Raw genomic sequence first — 11,416 nt, forward strand, 5'->3', positions numbered from 1 at the left:
ACGCCGATCTTGCCGATGAGCCCCTGCGCCGGCATTCCCGGCTTGCGCGTGAGCTCCGTCCACGTGGCCCCGCCGTCCGTGCTGCGGAACAGGCCGCTGCCGGCGCCGCCGCTGCTCATGCCCCACTGGTTGCGCCACGCTTCCCACAGCGCCGCGCACACCACGACGGGGATGTTGGGGTCGATGGAGATGTCCACGCCGCCCGTGCGCTCGTCGCGGTACAGCACGCGCGTCCACGTCGTGCCGGCGTCGGTGGACGTGTACAGCCCGTCGCCCGCCTGGATGTTGCCGCGCAGCTGCGTTTCGCCCGTGCCCAGGTACAGGACGTCGGGGTTGCTCTGGCAGGCTTCCACGGCGCCGATGGTGGCGCTGCCGATCTTGCCGTCCGTGACGGGCTCCCAGGTGGTGCCGCCGTCGGTGGTCTTCCACAGGCCGCCGCCCGTGGCGCCGAAGTAGTACTCCAGGGGCCGGGACGTGCTGCCGGTGACCGCGATGGAGCGGCCGCCGCGGTTGGGGCCCAGGTTGCGCCACGCCAGGCCGCGGTAGCGCACGCTGTCGGGGTCGGGCGGGGTGTTGCGCTCCACCTGCGCCGCCAGCGGAGGAGCGGCCAGCAAGGCCAGCGCCACGAGGGCACTGCGGAATCGGTGCATGGGGTCCGCGAGATCAGAGGGGATGGAATGGCCGGCGCGGGCGGTGCGGGGGCACCGGCGCGCGGCCGGCCGCCGCGGCTTTCCCGCCACGCCGGCCCTTGCAGCGGCGCACCGCGAGGGCTAGCGTCGCTGGGTGTATACGGTATACACGCGTACCATCAACCTTTCGTTGTAATGCCCCTTCGCACAAGCACCCCGCCGTCCTCCGCCGCGCCCGCGCGTCCGCCCCGGGGCCGGGGGCGGGGCTGGGCCAGCGCCATGTTCCACGCGCACCTGTGGCTGGGCATCGCCACCACGGGCATCGTGCTGGTCATCTGCGTCACGGGCATCCTGCTCAACCACAAGCGCCCGCTGGGCCTGATGCCCGATGTGCCCAACGACGCGCCGGGCACGCTGGCGCAGTCGCTGCCGGTGGCGGAGCTGGCGGCGCGGGCGGGGCGCGCCGTGCCGGCGGCGGTGGCCGCGTCCGGCATCGACCGCATGGACCTGCGCCCCGGAGACGGGCTGGTCAAGGTGCGCTTCGACGACCGCGAGGTGCACGAGGTTACGGTGGACCTGGCCACGGGCCGCGTGCTGCACGTGGGGCTGCGGAACGACGTGTTCCTGGAAAAGCTGCACTCCGGCGAGATCTTTGGCGACGGCTGGACGCTGCTGAGCGACCTGGCCGCCATCGCACTGGCCATCCTGGTGATCAGCGGCTACTGGCTCTGGCTCTATCCGCGGGCAAGAGCATGACGGATTCGCGTCTGGCGCTCGTCATCGGCCTCTTCATCGTCCCCACGCTCCTCCTCTGGCTGGGCAACCGCCTGCGCAAGCAGACGGACATCCGCCGCCGCATGTTCTGGGGCGCCACCATCGGCTACGTCGTCGGGATGCTCGCGACCCTGATCGTCATCCACTACCCGGCCATCCTCTGGACGGGTAGTGGATGGCGCACGGCGGTGGTGCACTGGGGGATGGTGGTGGGTGCGGTGCTGGGGGCGGGGGTGGGACGAGCGGCAGGCCGTCAACAGAACAGTGCTCCTAACTTGCCCTCGAGGCCTGATGCGTATTGATTTCATCCGGCCGTGGACAACAGAAAGTATCTGCTTAGCTGGACTTAGCCTACTTGGACAGGAAATCAGTTGGACCTGATTCTCCAGATTAAGCGCCCCCATTCTGGCGTTGTGTCACCGAAGTAATCACCCCTTACCCTGTGCGTGCATGACTGACCAAGCATTTTCCGCTCGTGAGTACCTGCGTGCACGGCGTCCCGAGCGTTTTTCGGATTCAGTTCCACACTCACGCCCAGTATTGGATCGGTCGTTTTTAGAGTACCACCTCGAGACGCTGACCAACCGCAGTCAGGAAAAGGATTTCGAACATTTTTCCCGACAACTCGCGGAGCGCGAGATCTGCCCGAATCTCCTGCCACAGACGGGACCAACCGGAGGTGGTGACAGTCAGGTTGACGCCGAGACATACCCGGTTGCCGATATCCTGGCGCTCGGCTGGTATGTGGGGCTGGGCCGGGAAGCCGCCAACGAGCGATGGGCTTTTGCTTTTAGTACTAAGAAGAAGTGGCAGGACAAGGTTCGTACAGATGTGGCAAAGATCGCAGCTACTGCCCGTGGTTACACAAAGGCATTTTTCATCAGCAGTCAGTTCATCTCAGACAAAAGTAGGGCGAAGTTGGAAGACGAGTTGCGCACAAAGCACAAGATTGATGTCCGCATCTTGGATCGAACCTGGATCCTCGACCGGGTGTTCGCAAACGATCATGAAGCGCTCGCAATAGAATCGCTGCGAATCGAAACGTCAGCGCGGCCGGAAGTGCGAAGAGGACCGCAGGACACGCAGCGGGAAGAGGATCTCCGTGAAGTGGAGGCTCAGATCCAGGAGGCTCTCCGCGAAGGCCGCGTAGGAGTCTCACTCGTCGCGGATTGTTTGAAGGCGGCAGATCTCGCCCGCAGCTTGGAACGCCCACAAATAGAAGTAGAAGGCTGTTACACTCGGGCTCAAGAAGTCGCGGAGAAGTACGGGACCTCTCACCAATGCTTGGAAGCGGCTTACCAGAGAGCTTGGACGATGTATTTCTGGTACGAGGACTTTGCGCGCTTTTCAGAACTGTACAGTACTGCAGAAAAACTGGCGAAAGGGAGCCACAACGCCCACGACTTGGAACTGCTGACAAACTTGTGGCAACTCCTGCACGCGTCAGTACAACGCGCCGAGTTGGAACCGGACGCAGTCAAATATCGACAGCGCACGCATGTAGTCACTGATGAGTTAAGCAGACTCTCTCGTGAAGATGAGCGCCCAAGCACAGCACTGCAAGCCCAGACTCTGCTTGCAATGATCCAGCTCGTTCGCTCTCCCGTGAATAAGGCTGATCCAATCCTCCGCAAGTTGAAATCAGTGATCGAACGTTCTGTGGGACTCGTTGGATACCCGCTGGCACAGCTTCTCGAGATACTAACAGAGGTCGGGCCCATGTATGCGACTTGCCCTGCCTATGAGGAACTGTTCGAGACGATGATTCAGCTTCGCGCTACCACTGAAGGGGCGCTTGCAGCAGCGCGAATGAGACTTGAGCGTGGATGGCAACACCTTGACGCAAAGCACCCGTACGAGGCGATCCGCTCCATTGGACAGGCTCTTCAGAACCTTAGTCGACATGAGAGCCGTCATGAATTGGTACGCGCCCTTTACTACCTTGGATTTGCTTACCAAGAAATTGGGCTCCTCTGGGCTGCACGGGGGGCACTACTTTCTGGAGCGTCTATCGCCACCAACGAGTTTTGGACATATTCTGATGTAACTCCCCTACAAGCAGCGTGCTATCGTCAGTTGAAGTGGGTCGAGTTGCGGCTCGGTCGCATCCCTCATGTACTTGCATGGCACGAGCTTGATACATCGGTACGATCGGTCCTTCATCGCGGCCGCTACAATGCTGACGAGGCCAATGTACAAGAGGAACTTCTATTCGATTCTATTCTGGGAATCCTCTTCCTTAAGGCTACTCCTTGGCAGGTGAAGCAATGCGAACGCCTGCCCGATGTGTTGGAGAGGCTTGGCCTGCCGATCTCACGTGTGGCACTACTTTATACTCTTGGACATGAGGAGGAGATTCCCGACGAGTTCCAGATAGAAGGAGCGGGTGAACAGCCACGTTATGCGTACTTCGCCCGATGGCGCGACCAACCTGCTAGCAGTGAAATAGAAGATCCTTCTTTGGAGAATGAGCGCAAATTATTCCTACATTCCAATCTGCTCGGGTGTAGGATTGTTGTTGAAATTCCCAATCGTTCTCCCTTTGTGGAATTGGGTGAGTCGATCCTTGCTGCGCTGGAGAGCTTTCTCTCTACGACATTACCTCAGGGCGCTGCAGCCCGTGAACCGACGCTTTCAATCATCGTTGGCAGATCCGAGTTTGCTCCTGAGCAAATGGAATTTCAGGTCAATGAGGAAATCGGCCGTCCTTACTTCAGTGTAACATGTCGCGATTTCAACCCACATAGCATGCCCCTCGCAGTGCGTGATGAAATGCAGAATGGCATATTTAGACTGATTGTTGGCGTGGCAGCGCACACCATCGTAATACCAGGGGATTGGGAGACCTTCTCAAATCAGCTATTCGGGGAGGCCGCGCCTTCACGTGCTCTGAGCTATACAGCCAGTTTCGTAACGCTGAGCAACTTATTAGGTCACGAACCCAAATTGAAGATCGCGCAGTGGATTCGGAAAGAAGATAAAACGTACGTTAATACGCGACCTGCCAAATGGGACCATGACGAGCCGCAAGTTGCAACAGATCTCGGCACACGTGGAAAGCTCCAGAGCGGACAAGAGCCTCCTGCAGATCTATTGTTAGAGCGGGATAGCATGAAGCACACGCAAGTAGAAACGGTGTCGCTTATTCGAGAACGGCTCTGGAACAAAGCTCGATGGAAGGGCACCGGGTTTTCTATATACGACGGGAAGCCTAGAGCCCCTGTATTGACGCTTTTGTTCTCCGACATCGATGCTGGCAAGCAGATCTTCCGTAGTTGGCAAACGGAACTCAGTCCCAAAGATGCCGATCAGCGCCTCCGGCTATCGATTATTCGTGGCATTGACAAGCAAAATCCGCATTCCTATCGCATCTTGATTGGATCTAATCCAGAGGCAGGGTTCACTCGATCAGATATTAAAGTCGGGCACTTTATGTTCAGAATGAACGCGATGGAGCCGACAAGCAGTGTTAACCTAGACAGGTTTCTGGAAGCTTACAAACAGGAGGGAAAGTTTCTCCTTGCGCCTGGTTTTGCAGAAACGGTTCACTCTCGTCACACAAGCGTCCTTGACCATAGCATTTGGAAACGGGAACTAACGGTTCGAGAGGCATGGAGCATCGGCTTGCATGAGATTGATGGAACGGGGATTGATGTTGATGATGATCCAATTATACCCACAAATGTAAAGCAAGCGCCTGTTCTCGACCTCCTCCGAGCTAAGCGAGGACGATCGTGAGCAGCGGAGATCCTGCTCACTCCGGCGGGATTTGGGGAGGTGATCTGGAGCTTCGCGCTGATCGACGACCTTCGCGCGCGCGAAGTCTTGGCAGGAGGGGTATAAAAAGAAAAAAGGCAATGCAGGGCGCGAGCCGCCGCAAAGCCTCCGCCGACAAGACTAATCAAGCGCGCAAGAATGTCAAGCCCCTATGTGAGCGCGCGGAGCAAGGAGAGAAAAAGGACGACGCGGACGTGTCGAAGCGCTCCGCATCCCTCTCTCTCTCCCCGAACGCGTGCGTCAGTCCGCAGTCCGGCGCTGCTCGATGCGGCGGACGGCTTCGGCGGCGAGGTCGCGCAGGACGGTGACGTCGGCTTCGGAAAAATCACGCTGCTCCAGGCCCACCACGCACAGGTTGCCCAGCACGTACCCGCGCGACGAGATCATCGGCACGCCGGCGTAGCACCGCACGCCGTCCTGCGTGACCAGCGGGTTGGTCTGGTGCTCGGGGTGTACCTCGGCGTTCTCCACCACAAAGGCGTCGCGGGTGCGCACCGAGGTGGCGCAGAACGACCACTCCACCGGGTGGCCGCGCGTCTCGTCCAGCCACAGACCGTCGGGGCCGTGAAAGCCGGCCACGTGCAGCGCCTCGTCCAGCACCACGCTGATCAGCGACACCGGCAGCCCCAGCCGCTCCGCGGCTTGGGCGGCGATGTCGGCCAGCAGCGGGTCCACGTCGGGGGCCAGCAGGTCCAGCTCGATGATCTCGCGGAGCCGCGCCTCGTCGTACAGGGGATCGGTGGCCATCATTGCGCTCCTCCGGCGGTGGCGGCGGCATTGGCCGCGAGTCGGGCGTAGGTGCGCATGCGGATCTCGACGGAGCGCGCCACGGCGGTGGAGGGCCCGCCCTGCGCCGCCAGCGCCTGCACGGCCTGCGTCAGCTGCACGCGCGTGCGCACGCCGCCGGCGGAAAGCCCGGCCGTGCGGCAGGCTTCGCTCCAGCGCTCTTCGCCCCGCTCGGGGCCAAACACGCGCCGCAGGCTGGCGAGCGCGTCGGCCTCCACGGGCTCGCGCAGGTCGTATCCCGGCAGGCGCCCCGGGCTGCCTGGTGGTGAAAGCATCATTCCGCGGCGATCGGTGTGGATGAATCGGGGTGGATGGATGTGTACGGGCCCTCGCCCGCGTCCGGATCTCCGCGCCACCCCACCTTCGACAAACGATCGACAGGCGGATGGATGATGACGGATGCGCGCCCCATCCGCCACCCCACGCCGCAGATTCATCCAGCACTTCCTCATTACGGCGATCATCCCGAAGGCGTGTTGATGTCCTGACGAACGCGCCCCCGCGGCTCCTGCAGCGCCGAAGCGAAAGTCGCCGCCCCCCGGCCCATCGTGCCGCATCAAACCACGAGCCTCTGACGATCGATTTCTCTCGGAGCCAGGGCATGGAAGGCCGGACGGTTCGGTGTAGCGCCACCTTCGAAATGTCAGTCGGGGTGCGCGGCCGCTTTTCCGCTCCCACACCATCACACCATCACACCATCACACCATCACACCCGTTCACCCCTACTCCGGCTCCCCGCCGGGAAGCCAGGGCGCCAGCCGCTCGCGAAGCACGCGCAGCGCCTTGCCCATCTGCGCTTCCACCGTTTTGACGGAGATGCCCAGCGTGGCGGCGATCTCGGCGTACTTAAGGCCCTGCGCGCGGCTCAGCTGAAAGACCTCGCGGCAGCGTTCGGGAAGCGCGTCCACGGCCTCGCGCACGGCGGCGTCGATCTCCGCCTCCGCCAGGCGCGACGGGGCGTCCGGCGGGGTGACCGTCGGCGTGGCGGCGTGGGGCGCGGTGCGCACCTTCATCCGCTCGTGGCGCAGGTGGTTGAGCGCGCGGTTGCGGGCCGCGCGAACGATGTAGGCGCGCAGCGATTCATCCACCGACACCGTCTCCCGGCGCCGCCACAGCTCCAGCATCACGTCCTGCGCAACCTCTTCCGCCACCGCGCGCTCCCCCGCGATCCGCTCCGCCACGGCGACCGCCGAGGGGTAGTGGTCGCGGAAAATCGCGTCGAAGGCGTCGCGGTCGCCCTGGCGCAGGCGGTCGAGGAGCTCGCGGTCTGTCACGGAATGCGGGTCTTGATCGTCAGGACTGTGCGATGCGGCTCCCCTGTCGCGCGCGGACGCGGCGAGGTTAACGTAACCGGCGTGCGCTGAAAGCAGCAATCCGGCCAGCGCGTCGGGGATAGGGGTGCCGGGCGCGTGGCGTGTCTACAGGAGCATGAACAAGGGAGATGAAGGACCCGTGACGGAGGGCGCGCCGGTGGACTGGGAGGTCCTGGCCCGCTTCACGGCCGGCGAAAGCCCGGCGGATGAGGCGGATGCGGTGCGTGCGTGGCTCGCCGAAAACCCGGCGCGCCACGACGTGCTGCGCGCGCTGGACCGCACGCTGGCGCCCGTCGCCGCGCCCCCCGCCGGACTGGACGTGGAGGCCGCGCTGCACCGGGTGCACGCGCGGATGGACGCGCCGGAGGCGCCCGTCATCCCGTTCCGCGCCCCCGCCCGCACCGCCCCCGCGCCGCGCCGCTGGATCCCCGCGCCCTGGCTGCGCGCCGCCGCGGCCGTCGTCCTCCTGCTCGCCGCCTGGTTCGGGTGGCAGGCGGCGCGGGGCGGCGGATCCACCCTGGTGGCCTACTCCACCGGCGTGGGCGAGCGGGATTCCGTGCGCCTGCCGGACGGCACCACCGTCATCCTGGGCCCGGCCAGCCGCCTGACGCTGGACGGCGACTACGGCGAGACGACGCGCGAGGTGAGCCTGCGCGGCGAGGCGCTGTTCGACGTGCCGCACGACGACGCGCGGCCGTTCACCGTTCGCGCCGGCGACGCCTGGGTGCGCGACATCGGCACCACCTTTTCGGTGGATGCGGATTCCGCCGCCGGCGTGCGCGTGGTGGTCACCGCTGGCGCCGTCGCCCTGTGCGCCACGGAGCAGGCGGGGGATGATGAGCTCGTCCTGCGCCAGGGCGACCGCGGCACCCTGGCCGCCGGGCGGATGACCGCCGAGCGCGCCGCCGCCACGGCCGACGACCTGGCCTGGACGAGCGGGCGCCTGGTCTTCCGCGACGCGCCGCTGGAGCGGGTGGCCGCGGACCTGCGCCGCTGGTACGGCATCGAGCTGCACGCGGGCGACGAGGCCGTCTCGCAGCGGCGGCTCACCGCCTCGTTCGACGGCGAGGCGCCGGCGGACGTGCTGCGGGTGATCGGCCTGGCGCTGGGCGCGGACGTGGCGATGCGGGGCGACACCGCCGTGCTGCGCGCGGCACCGGCGCCGTGATCCACCTGCGCGCGTCCCGGTTGCGGCGCGCGTGCGCGCTGGCACTGCTCGCGTGCGCGGTGCCCGCCGCCGCGCGCGCGGACACGGCGGCGTGCGAGGAGGACGGGCACGCGGCCACATCCGTGGCACGGCAGTGGCCGCCGCCGCTGGACCGCGCCCTCTCCTTTTCCGCGCGAGACCTTTCGTTGCGCGACGCGCTGGACCGTTTGTCCGCCGCGGCGCGCGTTCGCGTTTCGTACAGCGCCGAATTGCTGCCGCTGGAGCGCCGCGTCTGCGTCTCGCGCGACGCGCGGACGGTGGGCGACGTGCTGGCGGAGCTGCTTCGCGACACCGATGTGGAGCCCGTCGTCGCGGGGGGCGACCACGTGGTGCTGGCGCCGCGCCGCGGACTGGCCATCTCGGGCGAGCCGCAGGGGGAGCTGAACCGCGTGGTGCCGCTGGACCGCGTGGTGGTGACGGGGAGCGCCAGCGGCGGGGCGCAGCGTACCCTCCCGTTCGTGCTGGACGTGGTGACGTCGGAGCAGATGGAGCGCGAGGGGACGGCGCCGCTCACCCGCTTTCTGGCGACCGGCGCGTCCGGGCCGTGGGGGTGGGAGCAGTCGCCGTCCAGCATGATCGCGCGCTACGGCAGCATCCGCGGCGCCAGCTCGTTCGGGGTAAGCGCGCCCAAGGTGTTCATCGACGGCATCGAGGTCGCCAATCCCCTGCTGGTGACGCAGATCGCCCCGGAGGCGGTGGAGCGCATCGAGGTCATCCGCGGGCCGCAGGGCGCGGCGCTGTACGGCACCGACGCCATCAGCGGCGTGGTCAACATCGTCACCCGGCACGAGGGCACGGACAGCGGCGCGCCGCCCCTGCGCATCCGCGCCGGGCTGGGCCGCGCGGAAAGCGAGTTCGCCTCCGGCGGCACGCTGGCGCAGGAGCTGGCGGTGGCCCTGCGGATGGGGACCAGCGTGCGCTCCGCCGGAATCGACGTGGGCGTGGGCGCCATGGGCGATTTTCTGCCGGACGCATCCAGCCGCTACCTGCTGGCCAGCGGCAGCGCGCGGCGGGTGGGGGCGCGCAGCATCGCCACCGGCATCGTCCGCTTTTACGACGCACGGGCCGGCGCCGCGGTGAACCCGCTGCTGGCGGACGCGCTGGGCCCCAGCGGCGACAGCCTGCTGGCCGCATCCGCCACGCGCGAGCAGCGGATGCGGCAGTACACCGTCGGCGGCACCCTGCGCGCCAGCCCGGACGACCGCTGGACGCACACGCTCGTCGTCGGCCTGGACGGCGACCGCCTGTCCGGCGTCCCCGACGAGCGCACCCCGACTCCCTTTCCCGCGGAGGGCGCGTGGCGCGGCACCGGCGGCGGCACGGACCGCGGCACCCTGCGGCTGAGCACCGTCGCCCGCCTGGGCGCGGGCGAGCGCACGGACGTCACGCTCACGCTGGCGGCGGAGCACTCCACCCTGCGCGAGGTGGTGGACGCCCCCGAGTCGCTTCCGCGCGAGGACGGCAGCGAGCTGGAGAGCGCGCCCCCGGTGGTCGCCTTGACCCAGAGCACGGGTGTGGTGGCGCAGGCCACCACCGCGCTGCGCGACCGGCTGCACCTGACCGGCGGCCTGCGCATCGAGCGCAACGAGGCGCTGGTGGAAGGGCGCTACGCCGCGCTTCCCGTGCTGGGCGGCGTGTGGCTGACGGAGGTGGGTGGCGCGGCGCTCAAGGTGCGCGCGGCGTACGGCAGCGGCACCCGCCCCGCGCGATCCCCCGCCCGCGCGTTCGGGTGGGCCGGCTGGCGCCAGCAGAATGCCAGCCTGGAGATGCCGCCGGAGCGCCAGTCGGGGCTGGAGGCCGGCTTCGACCTGTCCTTTGGCAACACCCTCACGCTGCAGGTGACGGCGTACGACCAGATGGCCTCCGGGCTTATCCAGCGGGTGGCGCTGGCCGCGGATACGGTGGATGGACGCAAGCGCACGCCGTACGCGCTGCACACCGTGGCGCAGATCTCCAACCGCGGGTGGGAGATGCAGGGCACGGCGCGCCTGGGCCGCCTGTCGCTGGAAGGCGCCGCCGCCGGGGTGGACAGCCGCGTGCGCCGCCTGGGTGACGGGTACGGCGGCGACCTGCGCGACGGCGACCGCATGCTGGAGGTGCCCGCGTTCACGCTCAGCGGCACCGCCTCGTGGACGGCGCCGCGCTGGACGGCGTCGCTTACGGCGTACCGCGCGTTCGACTGGATCAACTACGACCGGCTGGCGCTGGCGCGCGATTTTCAGGCCCGCACCCTGCCCGGCGAGCGGATGGCCGGCCCTGAGCTGCGCGGCTACTGGCGCCGCTACGACGGCGTGCCGCGGGTGAACGCCACCACCACCTTCGCGCTTCCCGGCGGCACGGTGCTGGTGCTCACCGGCGACAACCTGCTTGACCGGCAGCAGGGCGAGCCCGACAACCTGACCATCGTCCCCGGCCGCACCCTGATGATCGGCCTGCGCGCCGCGTTCTGATTTCTGTCGAAATCCGTCGCGCGATCTGGAGTCCTGTCCGCATCGGCGTTAGCTTGGTGAAGAGCGCCGTGGCTGCCCCGCACGGATGATCCGCCACCCGATCGAGGGGGACAGGATAGATGAAGATTCCGTCCGAATGGCTTACGCAGCGGGTGGAGAACAAGCCCATCTCCGCGCACCGCGACCTGCCCGCCATGCCCGCGCTGCGCATCCGCCGCGAATGGGAAAAGCTCAAGGCGCAGGCCAATGCCGAAGAAGGCGACGAGATGTGGGCCTTCGCCAACCCGTCCAACACCTGGAAAAAGCTGGGCAAGCACACCGGCTACGCCATCGTCCGCAAAGGCAAGATCATCCAGACCGTCATCGTCACGAGCGAGTGATCCGGTTCGCTGGATACGAGGAGGGGGGCCCGCCCCCCCCCCGGCGGCCCGCGGTTTTCTTGTTTGGGGGGGGGGGGGGCCCCCGGCGCCCCCCCCCCCA

At 66.5% G+C, this 11,416-nt stretch carries 10 protein-coding genes; 6 read left to right on the top strand and 4 right to left on the bottom strand.

The window, feature by feature from the left end; all coding sequences use genetic code 11:
• A partial coding sequence (locus ACOJUJ_RS04840) for a WD40/YVTN/BNR-like repeat-containing protein (protein WP_420125720.1) occupies nt 1-650 on the bottom strand: 650 nt, incomplete at its 3' end.
• 258 nt (nt 651-908) lie between these two features.
• Here ACOJUJ_RS04840 and ACOJUJ_RS04845 point away from each other — a divergent pair.
• The 3 genes from ACOJUJ_RS04845 (at nt 909) to ACOJUJ_RS04855 (ending at nt 5,141) form a co-directional block, all read left to right on the top strand.
• On the top strand, nt 909-1,385 hold the full coding sequence (locus ACOJUJ_RS04845; RefSeq protein ID WP_420125721.1) for a PepSY-associated TM helix domain-containing protein: 477 nt from the start codon (nt 909-911) through the stop codon (nt 1,383-1,385).
• The gene (locus ACOJUJ_RS04850; RefSeq protein WP_420125722.1) at nt 1,382-1,705 is read left to right on the top strand and encodes a hypothetical protein; all 324 of its coding nucleotides are present in this window, start codon (nt 1,382-1,384) and stop codon (nt 1,703-1,705) included. The genes ACOJUJ_RS04845 and ACOJUJ_RS04850 overlap by 4 nt, the downstream gene beginning before the upstream one ends.
• A 148-nt stretch (nt 1,706-1,853) precedes the next feature.
• Nucleotides 1,854-5,141, top strand: coding sequence for a hypothetical protein (locus ACOJUJ_RS04855; RefSeq protein WP_420125723.1), 3,288 nt, complete (start codon nt 1,854-1,856; stop codon nt 5,139-5,141).
• Nucleotides 5,142-5,420: 279 nt separating this feature from the next.
• Here the strand turns inward: ACOJUJ_RS04855 and ACOJUJ_RS04860 are convergent, their stop codons facing one another.
• The 3 genes from ACOJUJ_RS04860 to ACOJUJ_RS04870 form a co-directional block, all read right to left on the bottom strand.
• The gene (locus tag ACOJUJ_RS04860; protein WP_420125724.1) at nt 5,421-5,927 is read right to left on the bottom strand and encodes a GAF domain-containing protein; all 507 of its coding nucleotides are present in this window, start codon (nt 5,925-5,927) and stop codon (nt 5,421-5,423) included.
• The gene (locus tag ACOJUJ_RS04865; RefSeq protein WP_420125725.1) at nt 5,927-6,241 is read right to left on the bottom strand and encodes a hypothetical protein; all 315 of its coding nucleotides are present in this window, start codon (nt 6,239-6,241) and stop codon (nt 5,927-5,929) included. The genes ACOJUJ_RS04860 and ACOJUJ_RS04865 overlap by 1 nt, the downstream gene beginning before the upstream one ends.
• Before the next feature lie 447 nt (nt 6,242-6,688).
• Nucleotides 6,689-7,240 (bottom strand): RNA polymerase sigma-70 factor, encoded by a 552-nt coding sequence (locus tag ACOJUJ_RS04870; RefSeq protein WP_420125726.1) that lies wholly within the window; start codon nt 7,238-7,240, stop codon nt 6,689-6,691.
• 154 nt (nt 7,241-7,394) lie between these two features.
• On the opposite strand from ACOJUJ_RS04870, the gene ACOJUJ_RS04875 reads away from it, so the two are divergent.
• From ACOJUJ_RS04875 to ACOJUJ_RS04885, 3 genes are all read left to right on the top strand, one after another.
• The gene (locus ACOJUJ_RS04875; RefSeq protein WP_420125727.1) at nt 7,395-8,447 is read left to right on the top strand and encodes a FecR family protein; all 1,053 of its coding nucleotides are present in this window, start codon (nt 7,395-7,397) and stop codon (nt 8,445-8,447) included.
• Nucleotides 8,444-10,936: a TonB-dependent receptor gene (locus tag ACOJUJ_RS04880; RefSeq protein ID WP_420125728.1), complete on the top strand. Its 2,493-nt coding sequence runs from the start codon at nt 8,444-8,446 to the stop codon at nt 10,934-10,936. Before ACOJUJ_RS04875 ends, ACOJUJ_RS04880 begins: the two co-directional genes overlap by 4 nt.
• A gap of 119 nt (nt 10,937-11,055) precedes the next feature.
• Nucleotides 11,056-11,316 carry a hypothetical protein gene (locus ACOJUJ_RS04885; RefSeq protein ID WP_420125729.1) on the top strand — a complete coding sequence of 87 codons (261 nt, stop codon included), beginning with the start codon at nt 11,056-11,058 and terminating at the stop codon, nt 11,314-11,316.
• The last annotated feature ends 100 nt before the right edge of the window (nt 11,317-11,416 follow it).

The sequence above is a fragment of the Longimicrobium sp. genome (assembly GCF_048594345.1).
Taxonomy (GTDB): domain Bacteria; phylum Gemmatimonadota; class Gemmatimonadetes; order Longimicrobiales; family Longimicrobiaceae; genus Longimicrobium.

Bases quoted from the DNA above. Each gene is read 5' to 3' on its own strand.
- ACOJUJ_RS04865 (WP_420125725.1), bottom strand. From the start codon at position 6,241: ATGCTTTCACCACCAGGCAGCCCGGGGCGCCTGCCGGGATACGACCTG.
- ACOJUJ_RS04850 (WP_420125722.1), top strand. From the start codon at position 1,382: ATGACGGATTCGCGTCTGGCGCTCGTCATCGGCCTCTTCATCGTCCCC.
- ACOJUJ_RS04860 (WP_420125724.1), bottom strand. From the start codon at position 5,927: ATGGCCACCGATCCCCTGTACGACGAGGCGCGGCTCCGCGAGATCATC.
- ACOJUJ_RS04845 (WP_420125721.1), top strand. From the start codon at position 909: ATGTTCCACGCGCACCTGTGGCTGGGCATCGCCACCACGGGCATCGTG.
- ACOJUJ_RS04875 (WP_420125727.1), top strand. From the start codon at position 7,395: ATGAACAAGGGAGATGAAGGACCCGTGACGGAGGGCGCGCCGGTGGAC.
- ACOJUJ_RS04885 (WP_420125729.1), top strand. From the start codon at position 11,056: ATGAAGATTCCGTCCGAATGGCTTACGCAGCGGGTGGAGAACAAGCCC.
- ACOJUJ_RS04855 (WP_420125723.1), top strand. From the start codon at position 1,854: ATGACTGACCAAGCATTTTCCGCTCGTGAGTACCTGCGTGCACGGCGT.